The organism is Streptomyces sp. NPDC006294, assembly GCF_042870895.1.
Lineage (GTDB): Bacteria > Actinomycetota > Actinomycetes > Streptomycetales > Streptomycetaceae > Streptomyces.
Genome location: NZ_JBIAHV010000012.1, coordinates 121038 through 140140, shown reverse-complemented (window position 1 = coordinate 140140; position 19103 = coordinate 121038). Strand labels below are relative to the sequence as shown.

16 protein-coding genes are annotated in these 19103 nt (G+C 72.0%); 11 read left to right on the top strand and 5 right to left on the bottom strand.

The features are described 5' to 3' along the window. Position 1: 1 nt before the first annotated feature. Positions 2–1360 carry an erythromycin esterase family protein gene (locus ACFYOP_RS22390; RefSeq protein WP_356893211.1) on the bottom strand — a complete coding sequence of 453 codons (1359 nt, stop codon included), beginning with the start codon at positions 1358–1360 and terminating at the stop codon, positions 2–4. A 223-nt stretch (positions 1361–1583) separates the two neighbouring features. Between ACFYOP_RS22390 and ACFYOP_RS22385 the strand changes: the two genes are divergently transcribed. The 11 genes from ACFYOP_RS22385 (at position 1584) to ACFYOP_RS22335 (ending at position 12931) form a co-directional block, all read left to right on the top strand. Beyond that, positions 1584–2522, top strand: a complete 939-nt coding sequence (locus tag ACFYOP_RS22385; RefSeq protein ID WP_356893213.1) for a universal stress protein — start codon at positions 1584–1586, stop codon at positions 2520–2522. A gap of 303 nt (positions 2523–2825) precedes the next feature. Further along, the gene (locus ACFYOP_RS22380) at positions 2826–4103 is read left to right on the top strand and encodes a glycosyltransferase (protein WP_356893215.1); all 1278 of its coding nucleotides are present in this window, start codon (positions 2826–2828) and stop codon (positions 4101–4103) included. 3 nt (positions 4104–4106) lie between these two features. Then, entirely contained in the window at positions 4107–4988 is an 882-nt protein-coding gene (locus ACFYOP_RS22375; RefSeq protein ID WP_356893217.1) for a DMT family transporter, read from the top strand. A gap of 87 nt (positions 4989–5075) precedes the next feature. Then, positions 5076–5249 (top strand): hypothetical protein, encoded by a 174-nt coding sequence (locus ACFYOP_RS22370; protein WP_356893219.1) that lies wholly within the window; start codon positions 5076–5078, stop codon positions 5247–5249. Next, positions 5246–5626, top strand: a complete 381-nt coding sequence (locus tag ACFYOP_RS22365) for a hypothetical protein (RefSeq protein WP_356893221.1) — start codon at positions 5246–5248, stop codon at positions 5624–5626. Before ACFYOP_RS22370 ends, ACFYOP_RS22365 begins: the two co-directional genes overlap by 4 nt. 13 nt (positions 5627–5639) lie before the next feature. Next, on the top strand, positions 5640–5825 hold the full coding sequence (locus ACFYOP_RS22360; protein WP_356893223.1) for a hypothetical protein: 186 nt from the start codon (positions 5640–5642) through the stop codon (positions 5823–5825). A gap of 68 nt (positions 5826–5893) precedes the next feature. Continuing rightward, positions 5894–7153 carry a PP2C family protein-serine/threonine phosphatase gene (locus ACFYOP_RS22355; protein ID WP_356893225.1) on the top strand — a complete coding sequence of 420 codons (1260 nt, stop codon included), beginning with the start codon at positions 5894–5896 and terminating at the stop codon, positions 7151–7153. Between the two features lie 119 nt (positions 7154–7272). Beyond that, positions 7273–8310, top strand: coding sequence for a Ku protein (locus ACFYOP_RS22350; protein WP_356893227.1), 1038 nt, complete (start codon positions 7273–7275; stop codon positions 8308–8310). 302 nt (positions 8311–8612) lie between these two features. Beyond that, positions 8613–8813, top strand: a complete 201-nt coding sequence (locus ACFYOP_RS22345) for a hypothetical protein (protein WP_356893229.1) — start codon at positions 8613–8615, stop codon at positions 8811–8813. Between the two features lie 1169 nt (positions 8814–9982). Further along, a complete protein-coding gene (locus ACFYOP_RS22340; RefSeq protein ID WP_356893231.1) occupies positions 9983–11533 on the top strand; it encodes a pectate lyase in 1551 nt (516 codons plus the stop codon). Positions 11534–11671: 138 nt separating this feature from the next. Next, the gene (locus ACFYOP_RS22335) at positions 11672–12931 is read left to right on the top strand and encodes a glycosyltransferase (protein WP_356893233.1); all 1260 of its coding nucleotides are present in this window, start codon (positions 11672–11674) and stop codon (positions 12929–12931) included. A 59-nt stretch (positions 12932–12990) separates the two neighbouring features. Here the strand turns inward: ACFYOP_RS22335 and katG are convergent, their stop codons facing one another. From katG to ACFYOP_RS22315, 4 genes are all read right to left on the bottom strand, one after another. Then, the gene (gene katG, locus ACFYOP_RS22330) at positions 12991–15180 is read right to left on the bottom strand and encodes a catalase/peroxidase HPI (protein WP_356893235.1); all 2190 of its coding nucleotides are present in this window, start codon (positions 15178–15180) and stop codon (positions 12991–12993) included. 185 nt (positions 15181–15365) lie between these two features. Beyond that, positions 15366–15890, bottom strand: coding sequence for a hypothetical protein (locus tag ACFYOP_RS22325; protein ID WP_356893237.1), 525 nt, complete (start codon positions 15888–15890; stop codon positions 15366–15368). 65 nt (positions 15891–15955) lie between these two features. Further along, positions 15956–17329, bottom strand: coding sequence for a deoxyribodipyrimidine photo-lyase (locus ACFYOP_RS22320; protein WP_356893239.1), 1374 nt, complete (start codon positions 17327–17329; stop codon positions 15956–15958). Next, positions 17326–18945, bottom strand: a complete 1620-nt coding sequence (locus tag ACFYOP_RS22315; protein ID WP_356893241.1) for an SDR family oxidoreductase — start codon at positions 18943–18945, stop codon at positions 17326–17328. The genes ACFYOP_RS22320 and ACFYOP_RS22315 overlap by 4 nt, the downstream gene beginning before the upstream one ends. Between the last annotated feature and the right edge of the window lie 158 nt (positions 18946–19103).

The following is a 19103-nucleotide window of genomic DNA, read 5'->3' as shown; positions in this document are numbered from 1 at the left end:
CTCACACACCGGTCGGCCAGGTCTCCTCCTCCCGTGTGTCGGCCGGGGCGGTGTGAAGCGGGGTGAGGGCGGCGGTGCGGTCGAGGAAGCAGAAGGCGTCGTAGCGTTCGCCCAGGACCGTGGACACGTAGTTGCCCCACTTCTCACGCTCCGGCCGGTAGACGACGCCTATCGCGCGGTGGTCGCGCTCCTCCCGGAACCAGCCGCCCCGCTCCCGCTTCGGGAACACGAACAGCCCCGCCCCGCCCGGCAGCGCCTGATGCATCAGCTCCTCCAGGCTCCCCGGGCGAGCGGGCGGGACGTGGAGGGCGCGGGCGCGCCCTCCCCACCGGTCGGAGGCGATGACGGAGCCCTCGTAGGAGCCGAACCCGACCAGCACGACGCCGTCGTCCGCGTGCCTCTCCCGTACCAGCTGACCGACGTTGACGAGGCCGGCCGCCGCCATGTCCGTGGCCCTGGCGTCCCCGACGTGGGTGTTGTGCTCCCAGACCACCGCTTTGGCCCGCGGCCCGTAGTACTCCATGAGCCGTTGAAGGGTGTCGGCCATGTGATGGTCCCTGATGTTCCACGACTCCGGCCCTCCGTGCAGCATCGCCCGGTAGTACCGCTCGGCGCCGACCAGCACCTCGGCGTTCTGCCGGGCGGCGAACTCGGCCAGGCCGCCGTCGGCACGGGACGCCTGCTCCGCCCTGCGCCGCAGTTGTACGAGCAGGGCGAGGACCTCCGGTTCGCACCCGGACGGCACGAGCTGAGTGGCCATGGCGTAGGACTGCGGGTCCTGCGCGTACGGCTCGAAGCAGCGGAACGCCTCCACGGCGTGCTCCACCGCGCCGGGATCGTGTTCGCCCAGGTACTCGTTGACCGCCTGCAGCGACTCCCACAGGCTGTACACGTCCAGACCGAAGAATCCGACGCGCTGCCCGGCCGGCAGGCCGGTGTTGTGCCGGCGCAGCCAATGACTGAACCGGGCGACGTCCGTGTTGGCCCACATCCAGGTCGGCCAGCGGTCGAAGTCCTCCAGCACCTCGACCGGATCCTCGGGAGCGCCGGGAGCCGCCGTCACGGAGCAGTGCACGGCATGGCAGTCGGGCCAGTCGCCCTCCACGGCCACGAACGAGAAGCCCTTCTCCTCGATCAGCCGACGTGTGAGCAGGTCACGCCACCGGTAGTACTCCGCGGTACCGTGTGACGCCTCGCCGAGCAGTACGTACCGGGCGTCGCCGATCCGTGCCAGCAGAGGGTCCAGCGACTCCGGGCCGGTCAGCGCCAGCGCGTCGGCCCGTATCCCGCCGACCGGCCCGTCGCCGCCCGGTCCCTTGTCGTTCCGCGCCGGTCGGCCGTCGGTGGCTGGGGACTTCATGGCCGCGCCTCCTCGTGTCCGCGACGACGGGACCACGTACGCACCCCACGGCGACCTCCTGAGACGCGCCGGGCACGGGAACCGCCGTCCGTCCTCTCCCGCTGTCCTCCGCAGTGCGGGTAGCCCCCGGCCCGCGCGCTATGCGTCCGGGCCCGCCGGTCTCGGTGGACGGCCCCGGAGCCGCCGCCGGGCCGCACGGGGGCTGTGCGGCGGCGGCCCACGAGTGCGACGCTGGACGGAGGTGCTGACCGTCCAGGTCTGGGAGCGGTACACGGTGGATGCCACACGATCCGGGTCCCGGCTCGTTCTGGCGGGCGTCGACGAAGGCGCCGGCCAGGACGATGTCGTGCGCTTCGCGGCCCAGCACGCCACTCTCCGCGGTGCCCCACTGCATCTCCTGCACGTCCTGCACGGCCCGGCGCCGGTCGGGCCGCTGGAGATCCAGGCGGCACAGCGCGCCTCGCTCGAGCGGCAGACCGCGGCGATGGAGGCGCTCGCGGCGTTGGTGCGGTCGGAGTTCCCCGACCTGCGGGTCACCTCCGAAGCCGTGGAGGGCCACGCCAGCGCCGCGCTGCTGGAACGCTCGGCGGAGGCCGGGTGGCTGGTGGTCGGCCATCGGGGCAGCGGAGGCTTTCCCCGCCTCCCGCTCGGATCGGTGAGCTGGCAGGTCGCCACGCACGCCCGGTGCCCGGTCGTCGTGGTGCGCCCGGGGGAGACGGCCGTCGCGTCGGAGAACCGGGTCGTGGTGGCGGTGGACGTGGGAGACATGCCGTCGGAGGTGCTGGATCTCGCCGCCGCCGAGGCGGAAGTACGCGGCGCCCGGCTGCACATGGTCCACGGCTCCTTCCACGTCAGCGAGGCCACGGGGGGCCCGGCGGCGATCGCGGCACAGTTCGAGGGCCTGGACGACGCCGCCCGCGCGGCCATGGCCCAAGAGGCGTCGCGCCTGCGCGACCGCCACCCCCGGCTGGACATCGACGTGCAGGCGGAACGGGCCCGCCCGGCCTCCCTGCTGGTGGACGCGTCGCACCGTGCTGCCCTGCTGGTGACGGGCTCCCACGGCCGGACGGGCCTGCGCCGCCTGCTCCTCGGGTCTGTCAGCGCCGAAGTCCTCCACACGGCCGCCTGCCCGGTCGCCGTCGTCCCCCGGAGCGCGTACTGAGCTCCCACGGAGCCGCGCGCCCCCGAGGAGCCGGCCCGGCCGCCCGCACGTGGCGGTGACGGCACGGGGCATCGGCGAGTCTGCGCCGTCAGGGCCACGGATGCCGTGACGATCTCCTGACGAGCGGCCGCGGCCGGACCTGCCCTCCACAGGGGCCGCGGCCGGTGACCGTCACCGTCCGGGCCCGTACGCCGCGGCGCCGTCTCGAGCACGAACATCCGGCTGATCCCGGACGACCCGAGTCCGGACAGGGAGGAGGCAGCTGTGTCACCGCAGGCAAGCCGACCGGGAGGCCCACTGTCCGTGGCGGTGCTCATGGAACTGGTCCGGACACCCGACGCCGGAGGGCAGGTCAAGTGCTGGGAACGCTTCGCCGAGGCCGCGGCCGCCGCCGATCCCGCCGCACTGGGCATCGACCTGACGGTGTACGTCCTCGGCCCCCGGCACCGCGTCGAAGCACTGTCCCCTCGAGTGCGTTTCGTCTCGTTGCCTCCCGTGGCCAGTACGGCCCTGATGAGCAGGAAGGGCGGCGTCGACGTGTCCGACCTGGCGCCCCACCACCCCCGGCTGGCCCGGCTGCTGCCCCGCCACGACGTGTGGCACCTGACCCATGTGCTGGCCTTCGGCGCCACCGCCGCCCGCCTCGGCCGCCGTGCGCGGCGACACGCCGGAGTGGCGCACGCCCCCGGACTCGTCGCCTCCGTCCACACCGACGTACCCGCACTTGCCCACGCCCTCGTCCAGGAATCGGTGAACCGGCGCCTCCGCAGCGTTCCCGCACTGCGCTCCGTCGATCCGGCGACCCTGTGCGCGGGGCTCGTGCGCCGCCGCCGCGACCGCGTGCTGACCGCCTGCGACCGGATCATGGTCGCCACACCCTCGCAGGCGCCGGAGATGGCCGCACTCGTCGGAGCCGGCCGCGTCAGCGGGCTGGGCAGGGGAGTGGACCTGGACCGGTTCCGTCCGGACCCGACGGCCCGGGCGGCGCTGGCCTCGTACGGCCTCCCCCCGGATCGCACGCTCGTGCTCTTCGCCGGCCGGGTCGACGCCTCCAAGCGCGTGCTGCTCCTCGCCGAGGCGCTGCGGCGGCTCCGCGCCGAGGGGAGCCCCGTACACCTCGTCGTCGCCGGTACGGGACCCGAGGCGGGACGCGTCTCCCGGCTCCTGGGCCCGGACGTGACGCTCGTGGGCGTCCTGCCCCAGCCGGAGCTGGCGCGGCTGTTCGCCGGGTGCGACATCTTCGCCTTCCCGTCCCGGTCGGAGACGATCGGCAACGTCGTCGGCGAAGCCATGGCCTGCGGGACACCGGTCGTCCTGCCGCGCGGCGCACGCACCGACCACTGGCTCGCCCGGCCGCCGCAGGACGGCGTCCTCGTGGACGGCGACACGCCCGCGGCATGGGCCACGGCCCTGAAGACCCTGATCGACGACCCCGCCGCGCGCGCCGCGATCGGCCGGAACGCGTCGGCCACCGTCCTGACCCGGCACCGCGGCTGGGGACAGGTCCTCATGGAGGACCTCCGCCCGGTGTGGCGCGGCGTCGCGCCCGGAGCGTCCGGCGTGTCCGGCCCGGGCGGGTGATCCGTGCTCGTCGCCGTCCTCGCCGCACTCGCCGCCGGGGCCTGCTTCGCACTGGCCGGAGTGCTCCAGCAACGTGCCGCCGTACGCCTGCCCGACCACGACGCCCTGTCCTTCCGGCTGCTGCGCACGCTGGCGCGCCGGCCCATGTGGCGGGCGGGGATCGCCCTGGCCTTCGCCGCCTACGGCTTCCAGGCCCTCGCCCTCGCCTTCGGCCCGCTCAGCCTCGTCCAGCCACTGATCATCAGCGAGCTCCTCTTCGCCATCCCCCTCTCCGCGCGGCTGCGCCGCAGACCGCTCGGAGCGCGGGAATGGACCGGCACGCTGGCGGTGACCGCCGGCCTGGCGACCGCCCTCGCCGCCGCCCGCCCGCACGGTGGCGACCCGGTGGTTCCCCTCGGCTCCTGGCTGATCACCCTGGCGTCGGTCGGCGCCCTCGTGGCCCTGACGCTGGCCGTCTGCACACGCGTCACCGGACCGGCCAGGGCCTCGCTGCTCGGCCTCGCGGGGGGACTCGTCATGGGCACCCAGTCCATGCTGCTGGCCGCGACCGTCGACACCATGGCGCGCGACGTCGTCGCCCTCTTCGCCGCCTGGCAGACGTACCTGCTCGTCGGCGCGAGCATCGCCGGACTGCTCCTGATCCAGAGCGCCTTCCAGGCCGGCCCCCTGGCCGCGAGCATGCCGGTCATGGACGCCACGGAACCCCTCGTCGCGGTCACCGTCGGCGTCGCCGTCTTCGACGAGACCCTGCGCACCGGCTGGCTGCCCACCTCTCTGTCGGCGCTCGGCGTGGCCGGCCTGGTCTGCGGCATCGTCCTGCTGGACACGTCCCCGCTGCTCAAGCGGCTGGAGCTCCCGGAGCCCAGCCGTCCGCCCCACCGATGACTCCCCGGGCGGGGAGCCGTTCGGCGACTCGTTCAACGCTGCCGCGGCCGGTTACCCGTGGCGTTCTCCCCTCCGAAGGAGCGTCGCATGTCCGAAATCGAGCCGGAAGCGCCCGCCGAGGCCACCATCGCCTGGAACAAGGTGGCGAGTTACGCCTCTTACGAGGAAGCCCAGGCCGCGGTGGACCGGCTCTCCGACGAGCGGTTACCGGTGGAGAAGGGGACATCATCGGCTCGGACCTGCGACTGGTCGAGCATGTGACGGGGCGGCTGACCAGCGGCCGTGCAGCCGCGGCGGGTGCGGCCGGCGGAGCCTGGTTCGGGCTGCTCATCGGCCTGCTGATGGGGCTCTTCGCACCGGGACCGGTCTGGCTGGGCCTGATCCTCGGCGGCGTGTTCCGCGGCGCCCTCTGGGGCGCCGTTCCGGGCTGGACCGGACACGCGGCCACCGGCGGACGCAGGGACTTCTCCTCCACGCGAGCGCTGGCCGCGGCACGCTACGACCTCGGCGCGCGGGGGGACACGCGGAACAGGCGCGGGTCGTCCTCCACCCCGAGGGCCCGGGCGGGACCCCGTAGCGTGACGGCGGCCGGATCAAGGCGCGGCGGACGACCGGATGCATACGCGGCCGGGGCGTGATCGGATCTCCGACATGGACGATAGGCCCGCACCGGGGACGGAGCGCAGCGCCGCCCGGGAGACCGTGGAGAGACACGCCAACGGCGACGCCGACCTGGCACTCCTCCTCGACATGCTCGACCTGCCCCTCTCCCCGGGGAGACGCCACGACACAGGGAAGGGCCGGGGCCGTCCCGAGCCGCGTCAGCCGGACGTCTGACGCGGGACCACCCCGCCGAATGCACCGACGGCCGGCGAGGCGGATCCTGTGATGCAGGAGGGCTTGTGATGGCACAGAGGCACCAGGCGACCTACCGGATGATCACGGGCCTGCTGAACGACAGCCACCTGATGACGCTGGAACAGCTGCCCACCCGCGTGTCGACGTACGCGGGGGCGGCCGGCCTGCACGACATCCTGATCTACCTCTGCGACGTACGGCAGGGCGTGCTCCGGCCGCTCACCGGCCTCGGGCCCGGCGCCGGTGGACGCGCCGGCGCCGGGGAGCGGGAGCTCCGCGTGGACTCCACCCTGGCCGGGCGCGGGTTCCAGCACGGCGAGATCCTGCTCCTTCCCCGGCCCGGGCGGGAGGGGCCCGAGCGGCACCAGTGGTGGGTGCCGCTCCTGGACGGCACAGAGCGTCTGGGGATGATGCGCCTCACCAGCGCGTCCGACGACGCCCACACCCGGCGCGACATCGAGTGCCTCGCCTCGCTGATCGCGCTGATCATCGCCACGAAGTCCGCGCACAGCGACTCGCACGCCCGCCTGGTGCGGACGCGTTCGATGAATGTGGCGGGGGAGGCGCGATGGCCGCTGATGCCGCCCCGCGCGTACGCCGACGACCACGTGGTGATCGGCGCGGCCATGGAACCGGCCTACGAGGTCGCCGGGGACGCCTACGACTACGCCACCACCGACGGACTCGTACACCTGGCGATCTTCGACGCGACGGGCCGCGACACCACCGCCGGACTGACCGCCAACCTGGCGGTGGCCGCCTGCCGCAACCAGCGCCGGCGCGGCGCCGGCCTGATCGAGACCGGGGAAGGCATCGAGCGCGCGCTGCTGGAGCAGTACGACCGCTCGTACGTCACGGCCGTCCTCGCCACCCTCGACACCCGCACCGGGATGCTGACCTGGACCAGCCACGGCCACGACCCGCCGGTCGTGATCCGCGACGGACACTGCACGCGGCTGGACCGCGCACCGGCACACCCCCTGGGCACCGACCTCGGTCTGCCCGCCACCCTGTACCGCGAACAACTGCACCCCGGCGACCGCGTCGTCCTCCACACCGACGGCGTCCGCGAGGTGCGCGACGCCGTCGGCGGGGAGTCCGGGCTCAACGCGTTCCTCGACTTCCTGCTGCGCCACCACGCCGAAGACCTGCCCGTCCCGGAAACCCTCCGACGCCTGGTCAGCAGCATCCTCGACCACCACCACGGCACCCTGCGCGACGACGCCACCGTCCTGCTCCTCGAATGGCACGGCCCCACGCCCTTCGCCCCTGGACAGGCCGAAGCCCTCGTCGGCCTCCCGGGATGAAGGACACGGAAGCCGCGTCCCTGCCGGGCCGCCGCTCGGAGAGGCCCCGTCCCGAGGCACCTCGGTCCGTCGCGTCGTAGGCTGACCGTGCTCGGGGCCGGCTGTCACGGAGGTTCCGCATGCCCCGTCCCATCTGGTCCGGCGCGATCTCGTTCGGCCTGGTCACGATTCCGGTCAAGGTCGTGCCCGCCACGGAGAACCACAACATCTCCTTCCGGCAGGTCCACCTGGAGGACATGGGCCGGGTGCGCTACCGCAAGGTCTGCGAGATCGACGGGAAGCAGCTCTCCGACGACGAGATCACCCGGGGCTACGAGGTCGCCAAGGACACGCTGGTCGCGGTCACGGACGAGGACCTCGAGGGAATGCCGCTGCCGACGGCGAAGGTGATCGAGATCGTGGCGTTCGTGCCGGCGGAGTCGATCGACCCGGTGCGGATCGGCGACTCGTACTACTTGGAGGGCGCCGGCGACGTCGCGGCCAAGCCCTACAAGCTGCTCCGGCAGGCGCTGGAGCGGTCGTCGAAGGTCGCGGTGGCGAAGTTCGCGCTCCGCGGCCGTGAGCGCCTGGGGCTGCTGCGGGTCAAGAAGGACGCCCTGGTGCTGCACTCGATGCACTGGCCGGACGAGATCAGGTCCCCGGCCTCGCTGGCGCCGCCCGCCGTGGAGATCGAGGACTCCGAGGTCGACGGGGCCATGGCGCTCATGGACGCGATGGGGGAGGAGGACATCTCCCACTACACCGACCACTACCGCGAGGCGCTCCAGGAAGTGATCGCCGCCAAGGCCGAGGGCAAGGAGCCGCCGGCCGCCGAGGAGGAGGCGGAGCCGGGCGGTCAGGTCGTCGACCTGATGGCCGCGCTCAACGCCTCCGTGGCGAAGGCCCGCGAGTCGCGCGGCGAGGACGAGCACGCGACGGTGCACGAGATGCCGAAGCCGAAGAAGAAGGCGGCCAGGAAGGCGCCCGCGAAGAAGGCCACGACGAAGACGCAAACGGCCCAGAAGGAAACGGCCCAGAAGGAAACGGCCGGAAAGACCACGGCCAAGAAGACGGCCGCCAAGAAGTCGAGCGCCAAGAAGGCCGCAGAAAAGAAGACCGCGCAGAAGAAGACCGCGGAGAAGAAGACCGCCGCCCGGCGCGATTCCCGCGCCTCCTAGCCGGGAGAGGTCCCGACCGGCACCCGACGCCGTCGACGAGGGGGCGTCAGTGCTGGTGGCCCCGCCGGCCCAGCGTCTCCACGGGGGTCGCGCCGGGGCGGGCCCACTGCGGCACGGGCCGGCGCGGGCGACGTGCTCGTCTACCCCGGCAGCGACGCGGACAGCGTCTACCTCGTACTCGCGGACCGCGGCGGAACCGGAACAGGGGACGCGCTGCTGCGTGCCCAGGCGTCCGACATGGAGGCCTCCCTGAGGGGAGCGAGCGCATCGTCCCTCCGGGGCGGGAGAGCGAGCACCTCGACATGGACGCGCTCGTCGAGCAACTCCTGGGCCAGGACCCGCCGGTCCGACCGGCCGCACGCGCCGGCGGACACGGCACGGCACCCGTCCGGCGCGACCGCCGCTACCTGCGTCCGGGCCGGTCGGCGTCGTCCCGCGCCTGCGGGAGCTGGGAGTGTCCCTCGCTCCAGTGGTTCACCCACCCGCAGTGCGGACAGGCGTAGCGCCCGTCAACGCCGTAGATCTCCGTACCGCACTGCGTGCACTCGGTGCGCGTGATCTCCGAAGCGTGCTCTTGCTTCTGTGGGGGCTGCCGGCTCATGGACGGACCCTATCGCCGCGGCAGGTACGGAACGGCGGACGGTCGCCCGGTGTGACCACGGTCCCGTGTCAGCGCGGTCCCATGTATCCGGGCAGGCGCTCGAGAGCGGCGGCGGCGTCGGTGTGCCGGGCGGTCTCCGTCAGGGCCCGGGCCATGACCGCGTCCGGCTCCCGGGCCGTGACCACCAGCCCGACCGGTACCGTACGGGCAGACGTAGCGGGACTGTGCGGCACGACCGGGGACGAGGTGTCCGATGGCCGTTCGCGCGTGCAGCAGCCGGCTTCTGGTGGCCGCGGTGCTGGCCCGCATCCACGCCCGCCTCGATTCCGGGTGGCCGGCACCACCCTGCTGATCGCCGACCAGCCGGCACGCGGGCAGTGACGCCGGCCGGCTGACGGCTCGTGCGACACACGCGACACATGCGCCAGCGGACTCGGACGTCTCCCCGCGCCCGGCGTCCCACGGGGCGTCAGGCTGTCTGGTCGCCGGGCGATCGTTCAGCAGGCGGAACGCGGCCCAGAGTCGGCAACATAGAAAGCGCTTGCGCGAATCATTGACATGCCCACATCTCGACGCCACTCTGGGTCTCACCATCAGCGGGTCCATCCGGAGAACCGGCTGAACAGGTGCGCGAATTGACCGACCGTCAGTCGCGGCGTGCCATCCTCGTTGTTCTCATATGAGAAAAGCGTCCAACATGTAGACCTCTTGTTGGGCTCGTGAGGACCGCCCGCCCGGCCGAACCACTGTGACGACGAAGGGGGAGAAAGCCCGGCGCTCCGCAGGTCGGCAGTGGGACCTGCGGCCCTGCCGACCTGCCGGCCCCGAGTCCCTGAGGTTCTGCCGGACAGCCGCCGGCGCCCGATCGGCGTCGACGCCCTCCAGGACCCGGGGCCACGGCGAACCACCGAGCCGGACCACAGCGGAAGAGACCACCCGTATCGGCCCAGGAGCCTCCAAGCGGCAACAACCGCATCCCTCATGGGAGTTCGGCAGCCGCCAAGGGCGACCGGAGCGACACGGCAGACAGCAGAACAACCCCGGCATCCGAAGACGAAAGGCGAGACGAGCATGAAGCATCCAGTCGCACTACGACTCTCCGCGGTACTGGCCACAGGGGCCGTCGCGGCCGCGGCCGGTGTGGCCCTGGCGATGCCCGAGGCGTCGGCAGCGGCCGCCGGCGCCAGCGGCTACGCCACCCAGAACGGCGGAACCACCGGCGGTGCGGGCGGCCAGACGGTGCGGGCCACCACGGGGACCGCGATCCACGCGGCCCTGTGCAACCGGGCCAGCAGCAGCACCCCGATCATCATCCAGGTCGAGGGCACCATCAACCACGGCAACACCAGCAAGGTGTCGGGCGCCAGTTGCAACACCGCCGACGGCGTGATCGAGCTCAAGCAGATCAGCAACGTCACCCTCGTCGGTGTCGGCAGCGGGGCCGTCTTCGACCAGGTGGGCATCCATGTTCGCGAGGCCCGCAACATCATCATCCAGAACGTGACCGTGCGGAACGTCAAGAAGTCGGGCTCGCCCACGTCCAACGGCGGCGACGCCATCGGCATGGAGAGCGGCGTCCGCAACGTCTGGGTCGACCACACCACGCTCGAGGCGTCGGGCGGCGAGTCGGAGGGCTACGACGGCCTCTTCGACATGAAGAACAACACCCAGTACGTGACCCTGTCCTACAGCATCCTGCGCAACTCCGGCCGCGGCGGCCTCGTCGGATCCAGCGAGAGCGACCTCTCGAACGGCTACGTCACCTACCACCACAACCTGTACGAGAACATCGACTCCCGCGCGCCCCTGCTGCGCGGCGGCATCGGCCACATGTACAACAACCACTACAAGAGCCTCAACTCGTCCGGCATCAACTCCCGCGCCGGCGCCAAGGCCAAGGTGGACAACAACTACTTCGAGGACTCCAAGGACGTCCTCGGCACCTTCTACACGGACGCGGCCGGTTACTGGCAGGTCAGCGGCAACATCTTCGACAACGTGACCTGGTCCAGCCGCAGCGGCGACAACAACCCCGCCGGCCCGGACCCGAAGTCCAACACCACCGTGAGCATCCCGTACTCCTTCAGCCTCGACGCGGCCGGCTGCGTGCCGGGCGTCGTGAGCCAGACGGCGGGCGCCAACAAGGGGCTGCGAGTCTCCGACGGCAACTGCACCCCGCAGACGCCGGACCCGACAGAGCCCACGCCCGACCCGACGGACCCCACGCCCGACCCCACTGACCCGACCCCGCCCACCGGCACCAACCTGAGCATCGGCGCCGGCTCCGACGGCAGCAGCAAGGCCGACGGGACGAGCTACGGGAACGTGCGCGACGGTGACATGGGCACCTACTGGTCGCCGACCGGCTCGACCGGTTCCGTGTCGATCAAGTGGGGCTCCGACACCACGGTGTCCGCGATCAACATCCGGGAGGCAGCCGGCTCCGTGGGCGCCATCAGGTCCTGGCGGGTCGTCAACCACGACACCGGAGCCGTACTGACCTCCGGCACCGGCGCGGGCGTCATCGACGTCCCCCGGACCTCGCTGCGAAAGATCACCTTCGAGATCACCGGCTCGACGGGCACGCCGCGCATCGCCGAGTTCGAGACCTACGCCGGCTGACCTCGGGCCGCGTGCCCTGATTTCCGGTCAGGTCTCCGGGCAGGTCTCCGGTCAGGAACGGGCCGCCGCGGCGACGCGGCGGCCCTCGTCCCGTACAGCGCACCCGGACCGCCTGCCTGAGCTGCCATAGTGGTCACGATGCGTGTATCAGTGATGACAGCGGGCTCCCGAGGCGACGTCGCGCCGTTCACCGGCCTGGGGCACGAGCTGGCGCGTGCGGGGCACGACGTCACGCTCGTGACCCACGAGTCCTTCGCCGCACTCGTGGGTCGCGCCGGCCTCGGCTTCCACGGGCTGCCCGTCGATCCCCGGGCCGAGTTGCTCACGGAGCACGGGCGACGGCTGCTGCGCAGTAGAAGCGGACCCGCGAAGCTGGCAGTGCTCCTCACCATGGCCCGCCGCGTGATGCGCCGGATGGCGCACGGAATGCTGGAGGCGGCGCGGGAGAGCGACGTCCTGCTGCTCTCTGCGTCCGTGGCTCCGCTGGGCCGGGTCATCGCCGACGGACTGGGCCTGCCGAGCCGCGGCGTATATCTGCAGCCCATCGCGCCCACGGGCGCGTTCCCGCCCTCCGTCCTCGGCGCGCGATCCTGGGGCCCGGCGGGGAACCGGGTGGCCGGACTGCTGGTCGACGCGGCGCTGGACGCCGCGTTCGCCGAGTCCGCCCGGATGCTGCGGTGCGAGCTCGGCGTCGCCGGCGGCCGCCGCCGTGCCCGGGGCCGGCGGGACTGGCCCGTGCACCACGGGTTCAGCCCGTTGGTGGTGCCGCGTCCCCGGGACTGGCATCCGGGACTCACCGTCTGCGGGTACTGGTGGCCGTACGACCCGCCGGCGGAACAACTCCCGCAGCCGCTCCGTGACTTCCTGGACGCCGGACCCGCCCCGGTCTTCGTCGGGCTGGGCAGCCCGACAGTGGAAAACCCGGAGCGGGTCAGCCGGCTGATCGTGCGGGCGCTGCGGACGGCCGGGTTGCGGGGTGTCATGCAGGCCGGATGGAGCGGTCTGCACGCCGACGGCGACGACATGCTGACGATCGGCGAGGTGCCCCACGCGGCGCTGTTTCCCCGCATGGCCGCGGTCGTGCACCACGCCGGCGCGGGGACGACGGCCGCGGCGCTGCGGGCGGGGGTCCCCGCCGTATCCATGCCCGTCTGGTTCGACGGGGCGTTCTGGGCGTCGCGGCTCACGGCGCTGGGGGTGTCGCCCGCAGCGGTGCCGCTGCGGCGGCTCACCGGGCCCCAGGTCCTGGCCGACGCGCTGACCGCGGCCGTCGGCCGCCCCGAGTACCGGCTGCGCGCCGCCGAAGTCGCCGCGGAAATCCGGCAGGAGGACGCGACGACGCCGGTGCTGGCCGCGCTGGAACGATACGAACGAGGCACGGGCGGAACGCCGGGGTAGCCGGGCCGTGCCCCGAGGACGTCCCGGCCGGCCGCTCGCCGGCCGGCCGGGACATCGGGTCAGGCGAGATCGAAGCGGTCGAGGTTCATCACCTTGTCCCACGCCGTCACGAAGTCGCGTACGAACTTCTCTCCCGCGTCCTGGGACGCGTAGACCTCGGACACGGCTCGCAGCTGGGAGTTCGCACCGAAGACCAGGTCGACGGCGGTGGCGGTCCACTTGACGTCGCCCGTGGCGCGATCCCGGCCCTCGAACACGTTCTCGTCCGAGGCCGACGCCTTCCACTCGGTGCCCATGTCGAGCAGGTTGGTGAAGAAGTCGGTGGTCAGCGCCTCCGGACGGGAGGTGAGGACACCGTGCGGAGACTGCCGGAAGCCGGTGTTCAGGGCCCGCATACCGCCGATCAGCACCGTCATCTCGGGGGCGGTCAGCGTCAACAGATTGGCGCGGTCCAGCAGGAGCGTCTCCGGCGACAGCTTCTCGCCCGCCCGCAGGTAGTTGCGGAAGCCGTCCGCCTTCGGTTCGAGGACGGAGAACGTGTCCGCGTCGGTCTGCTCCTGCGAGGCGTCGGTGCGCCCCGGCGCGAACGGGACGGTGATGTCGTGGCCGGCGTTCTTCGCTGCCTGCTCGACGGCCGCGCAGCCGCCCAGGACGATCAGATCGGCGAGCGAGATCTTCTTTCCGCCGGTCTGCGAGCGGTTGAAGTCCTCCCTGACCTGCTCGAGGGTCCGCAGCACCTCGGCCACCTCGGGCTGGTCGTTGACCTCCCAGTCCTTCTGCGGCGCGAGCCGAATCCGTGCCCCGTTGGCCCCGCCGCGCTTGTCGGTGCCGCGGAAGGACGCCGCGGACGCCCAAGCGGTGGCGACCAGCTGGGAGACGGACAGCCCCGAGGCGAGGACCCGCTCCTTGAGGGCCGCGACGTCCGCGTCCCCGACCAGCTCGTGATCGACCTCGGGGACCGGGTCCTGCCACAACTGGGGCTCGGGAATCCACGGGCCGAGATAGCGTGAGACGGGCCCCATGTCGCGGTGCAGCAGTTTGTACCAGGCCTTCGCGAACGCGTCCGCGAGCAGGTCCGGGTTCTCGTGGAACCTCTTCGTGATCGGGCCGTAGACCGGATCCACCTTCAGCGCGAGGTCCGTCGTCAGCATCATCGGAGCATGCGACTTCGAGGGATCATGGGCATCGGGCACCGTGCCCTGGGCCGCCGGATCCGTGGGAGTCCACTGCTGCGCCCCGGCGGGACTCGTCGTCAACTCCCATTCGTACTTGTAGAGGTTGTCCAGGTACTCGTTGTTCCACCTCGTCGGCTCGGACGTCCACGCGCCCTCCAGCCCACTGGTCAGCGCGTCGGAGCCCTTGCCGCCGCCGTACGTGTTCCGCCAGCCGATCCCCTGCTGCTCGACGGGGGCGGCCTCGGGTTCCGGACCGATGTACGAGGGGTCGACGGCGCCGTGGCACTTGCCGAACGTGTGGCCGCCGACGATGAGCGCGGCCGTCTCCTCGTCGTTCATCGCCATACGCGCGAACGTCTCGCGGATGTCCCGGGCGGCGGCCACCGGATCCGGGTTGCCGTTGGGCCCCTCCGGATTGACGTAGATGAGCCCCATCTGCACAGCGCCGAAAGGAGCGGCGAGTTCCCGGTCACCGCTGTAGCGTTCGTCGCCGAGCCAGGTGTCCTCGGGGCCCCAGAAGATTTCCTCGGGCTCCCAGATGTCCTCCCGCCCGAATCCGAATCCGAACGTCTTGAAGCCCATCGATTCCATGGCGCAGTTACCGGTGAACACCAGCAGGTCGGCCCAGGAGATCTTCCGGCCGTACTTCTGCTTGACCGGCCAGAGCAGCCGGCGCGCCTTGTCGAGACTCGCGTTGTCCGGCCAGCTGTTGAGGGGCGCGAATCGCTGGGCGCCTGAGCCGCCACCGCCGCGGCCGTCGGCGATGCGGTACGTGCCCGCGGCGTGCCAGCTCATCCGGATGAAGAGCGGACCGTAATGGCCGTAGTCGGCAGGCCACCATTCCTGCGAGTTCGTCATCACGTCGAAGATGTCCTGCTTCAGCGCCTCGACGTCCAGGTTCGCGAACTCCGCCGCGTAGTCGAAGTCCTCGTCCATCGGATTGGACCGGGGCGAGTGCTGATGGAGAACCTGCAGGTCCAGCTGGTTCGGCCACCAGTCCCGATTCGTCCGCGGCCGGGTCGCCGTGGGAGTCGGAGAGGGGATTACTGGGTTCTCGCTTTCGCTGCCGGACACGTCCGTCCTTCTTTCCTGTCTCGGTGTTCTGCTTCTGCGGGCTGCTTGCTCTTGACGTTGGTTGCTTCTTTTCCGGGTATCGAGCACGGCGACCCGCGCCCGTACGCGCCATGGAGCCCGCCGGCCGGCAATGCCTGCCGGTCACGCGCACTCGACACGGGCCTGCGGCCGGCGAGAACCTTTCCTCATGTACGACGCCGATGATCGAGCCTGGGCCGGCATTCGTATGGTCGCGCACCGCAGACCGCATCGCTGAGAGAACACGCAGAGCGCCCCCGCCTATCAATCCCTCGCAGCTCAGAGTCCTTTGGGCCCGGCTCATCGGCCACGGCTCGGCCGGCCCGGTGCAGACGGGAAACGGTGACCGTCAGCGTCGAGTCCACGTGCACCGCCTCGGCGCCGCAGCCGTCGGCGCCGAGCATCGCCCAGTCGCCGTGCCCGGAAAACGCAGGGGCCTCCCAGGTCCCGGGGGCGTTGCCGCAGCAGTCGCGCCGCTCCGTGTCGACCACCCGCATCCGGCTCACCACGTACACGACGTACCTGTTGACGTGAAACGCGTACACGTCGTCCCCGGCACGGGCACCCGACCAGGCCGGCAGCGAGGAATGCACGCCGCTGAAGGCGACCGGCGACCGCTCGCCCACGCGGCCCGTTCTGCGCAGGGCACGGCAGGTGTCATGGGTCCACAGGACGGTGAAGGCATCAGACATCCCGGGATCATATGAACGGGCACTGACAACACGATGCAGAGGTCGAACCGGCCCCTCACCACGATTCAGTCCCGGCCGCGGGCGTGCTTGAACCGGGCGAGGCCGTCCGCGAGGGCGATCAGCGGCTCGGGGTAGTCCAGCCGAGCCCGCTCGTCCGCGGGCAGCCGCCACGGTTCATGGATCCTCGTGGCAGCGACAGCGCTGAGTTCCGGCACCCATCGGCGTACGTACTCGCCCTGCGGATCGAAGCGCTTGCCCTGGACCACCGGGTTGAGCACGCGATGAGGGCGGGTGTCCGTACCGGTCCCGGCCACCCACTGCCAGTTCAGCTGGTTGTTGACGATGTCTCCGTCCACCAGCAGGTCCAGAAAGTGACGCGCACCGACGCGCCAGTCCACGTACAGCGTCTTGGTGAGGAAGCTCGCCACGAGCAGCCGGGCCCGATTGTGCATCCACCCCTCATGCCTGAGCTGGCGCATCGCCGCGTCGACCACCGGATAGCCGGTGCGGCCTTCCTTCCACGCGGCGATCTCCTCCGCGGCCTCCTCCTCGGAGCGCCAGTCGTCGTCGCGTCCGCGGTAGTCGCGTACCGAGGACTGCGGCCTGGCGGCCATCACCTGGTGGTGAAAGTCGCGCCAGCACAGCTGCCGAACGAACGCCTCCGCCCCCGCGCCACCGCGTTCCCGGGCCCGCCGCACGATGTCGACGGGGGAGAGCGCGCCGAAGTGCAGGTAGGGGGAGAGCCGCGAGGTCGCGTCACCGGCCAGGTCGTCGTGCCGGTCCTCGTAGGCGGCGAGCCCGCCGCGGACCCAGCTGGCCAGGCGCCCGCGCCCCTCGCTCTCACCTCCCGCCGGAATCCCCGGGGAGAGATCGGGTCCGGCGCCCCGGGCGGGGAGCGGATCACTGCGTACGTCGTTCGGCACCGGAACGCGGCGCGGGGCAGCTTCCGGCGCACGCAGGGTCAGCGCGGACCAGCGACGGAAGTACGGCGTGAAGACCGCGAAGTGGTCGGAGCCCGCCGGGACCACGGCACCCGGCGCGACGGCCGTCACCACGGCGTCATGCACGACCAGCCGCACGCCACGCGTGGCCAGCTCCTCGCGCAGCAGTTCTTCACGCCGGTCCGCGAACCGGGTCACGCCCGCGGCCATGTGCACCTCGTGCGCGCCGCACGCGGCGGCGACGGCGCCGGCCTCGCGTGCCACCGGCCCCGTGCGCAGCACCAGTCGGCCGCCGAGCCGGCGCAGCGAGGCATCGAGGTCGGCAAGACAGTCGGCCAGGAACGCACGCCGGTTCGGGGCGTCGAATCCGGCGGCGTGCACGGCCGGGTCGAGCACGAACAGCGGCACCACCTCGTCGGCAGCGTGCAGCGCTGCCCGCATCGGGGGATGGTCGTGCAGACGCAGGTCCGAGGTGAACAGGACGACCGCGACGGTCATGTGCCACCCCTGGTGCCGGGCCGGTGCCACGGGGCTGGGCGGGACCAGCGGGGCCTGTTTCCGGGGGAGGCCGGCTCGCGGGCGCGCTCGTCACGCCGGTTCTTCCCGTGCGCGCTCATCCCCTTGGCGGCGGCCTGTGTGATGTTGCGCGCCATGCCGCCGAACACCACGGTGTGGAACGGCGAGACGCTCCACCAGTAGGCGTGACCGAGGAGACCGCGGGGGTGGAACAGGGCCCGCTGGCGGTAGCGGGTGCGGCCCTCGGCGTCGTGCTCGGCGTACATCTCGAGCCAGGCGAGGCCGGGCAGCCGCATTTCCGCACGCAACCGCAGCAGATGCCCGGCCTCGATCTCCTCCACCCGCCAGAAGTCGAGCGAGTCGCCGACTCTCAGGCGCTCGGCGTCCCGGCGGCCGCGGCGCAGCCCCACACCGCCGACGAAGCGGTCCAGCCAGCCGCGGACCGCCCAGGCGAGCGGAAAGGAGTACCAGCCGTTGTCCCCGCCGATGCCTTCGATCACCCTCCACAGAGCCTCGCGGGACGCCTCGACCGTCAGTTCCCGTTCGTCCTCGTAGAGGCTGCCGCCGGCCCAGTCGGGGTCGGTGGGCAGCGGGTCGCTGGGCGCGCCGGGCAGCGCGGCCGACGACCAGCGGGTGGCGACCTGCGCCTCGCGCACCCGCCGCAGCGCCAGGGCGAGGGCTTCGTCGAACGTCAGGGGCCGGTCGGGGGAATCGGGCACGTAGCGGGCGATGTCGTGCTCCTGGCAGACGACCTCGTGGCGCAGTGATTCCGTCAACGGTCGTGCGATGGACGCCGGCACCGGCGTGACGAGGCCGACCCAGTGACTGGAAAGGCGTGGCGTCAGCACCGGCACGGGCACGATCAGCCGTGGCCGCAGGCCGGCGACGACGGCGTACCTGCGCATCATCTCCCGGTAGGTCAGGACGTCCGGTCCACCGATGTCGAACACCCGGTCGACCTGGTCCGGCATGGTGGCCGAGCCGACGAGATACCGCAGCACGTCGCGCACCGCGACGGGCTGGACGCGGGTGTGCACCCAGCTGGGCGTGACCATGACCGGCAGCCGTTCCGTGAGGTAGCGCAGCATCTCGAAGGACGCGGAGCCGGAGCCGATGACGACCGCGGCCCGCAGCACGGTGGCGGGCACCGCCGCGTCGACGAAGATCTGACCGACCTCGGCGCGTGAGCGCAGATGCGGTGACAGCGACTGCCGCGGAACACCCCGCGGCGTGAGTCCACCGAGGTAGACGATCCGCCGTACACCCGCGGCGTGCGCCTTCTCGGCGAAGGCGCGGGCCGCCCGTCGGTCGGTCTCCTCGAATCCCGGGCCGCCGCCGAGCGCGTGGACCAGGTAGTAGGCGACATCGATGCCGCGCATGGCGTCGGTCAGCGAGTCGGCGTCGGTGACATCGCCCTTGACCACCTCGACGTCGGCCGACCAGGGGTGATCACGCAGCTTGGCCGGTGTGCGGGCCAGGCAGCGTACCCGGTGGCCCGCTTCCAGCAGTTCGGGCACCAGCCGCCCGCCGATGTATCCGGACGCACCGGTGACCAGGCAGTGCAGCCCCTCGGTGTCCGACGTTCGGCCAGTTTCCACGTCCAGCTCCTCCACGGCTCGTGCGTGTCTCCTGCTCCGATCATGGGCGCGGCAGGGCCGCCGTGCCCCCGCGGCGGCCCGGCCACCGCCGGTCGCGATGACGAGCAACCGCGCGCCGGGCGACTCGGCGACCACGTCAACCTGCACTTCGCCCTGGG

Bases quoted from the DNA above. Each gene is read 5' to 3' on its own strand.
- ACFYOP_RS22390 (WP_356893211.1), bottom strand. From the start codon at position 1,360: ATGAAGTCCCCAGCCACCGACGGCCGACCGGCGCGGAACGACAAGGGA.
- ACFYOP_RS22370 (WP_356893219.1), top strand. From the start codon at position 5,076: ATGTCCGAAATCGAGCCGGAAGCGCCCGCCGAGGCCACCATCGCCTGG.
- ACFYOP_RS22360 (WP_356893223.1), top strand. From the start codon at position 5,640: ATGGACGATAGGCCCGCACCGGGGACGGAGCGCAGCGCCGCCCGGGAG.
- ACFYOP_RS22355 (WP_356893225.1), top strand. From the start codon at position 5,894: ATGGCACAGAGGCACCAGGCGACCTACCGGATGATCACGGGCCTGCTG.
- ACFYOP_RS22350 (WP_356893227.1), top strand. From the start codon at position 7,273: ATGCCCCGTCCCATCTGGTCCGGCGCGATCTCGTTCGGCCTGGTCACG.
- ACFYOP_RS22345 (WP_356893229.1), top strand. From the start codon at position 8,613: ATGGACGCGCTCGTCGAGCAACTCCTGGGCCAGGACCCGCCGGTCCGA.
- ACFYOP_RS22340 (WP_356893231.1), top strand. From the start codon at position 9,983: ATGAAGCATCCAGTCGCACTACGACTCTCCGCGGTACTGGCCACAGGG.
- ACFYOP_RS22335 (WP_356893233.1), top strand. From the start codon at position 11,672: ATGCGTGTATCAGTGATGACAGCGGGCTCCCGAGGCGACGTCGCGCCG.
- ACFYOP_RS22325 (WP_356893237.1), bottom strand. From the start codon at position 15,890: ATGTCTGATGCCTTCACCGTCCTGTGGACCCATGACACCTGCCGTGCC.
- ACFYOP_RS22320 (WP_356893239.1), bottom strand. From the start codon at position 17,329: ATGACCGTCGCGGTCGTCCTGTTCACCTCGGACCTGCGTCTGCACGAC.